The sequence below is a fragment of the Pseudomonas sp. SIMBA_067 genome, from assembly GCF_046534675.1.
GTDB classification, from domain to species: domain Bacteria; phylum Pseudomonadota; class Gammaproteobacteria; order Pseudomonadales; family Pseudomonadaceae; genus Aquipseudomonas; species Aquipseudomonas putida.
In genome coordinates this window covers 1-254 of record NZ_JAWRYH010000875.1, presented here as the reverse complement: position 1 = coordinate 254, position 254 = coordinate 1, and the positions used below count along the sequence as shown (strand labels likewise).

The window sequence follows — 254 nt, the reverse complement described above, 5'->3', positions numbered from 1 at the left end:
ACGGCAGATAGCTGGTGACCGGCATATTGGTCTCTTCAACATCGCTGACCAGATTGAGACCGGCGAACGCCAGTCCGGCAACCAGCAGAATAAAGAACAGCGGTTTACTGAAACGGCTATTTTTGCCGTTGAAATCGGGGCGACCTCGGGCTGATGAGGAGGAGAGACTGTTTTCGCTCATGGTGTACCTCTGGTGGCTGATGCCGGATGCTGATTTGCACCGGGTCAACGCAGTTTGATACGCGCTTTATATG

The 254-nt window shown here is 53.1% G+C and carries 1 protein-coding gene; it reads right to left on the bottom strand.

Annotated features, from left to right (window positions below; translation table 11 throughout):
* A partial coding sequence (locus SB765_RS31725) for a hypothetical protein (RefSeq protein ID WP_410932768.1) occupies positions 1 to 181 on the bottom strand: 181 nt, incomplete at its 3' end.
* Positions 182 to 254: the final 73 nt, after the last annotated feature.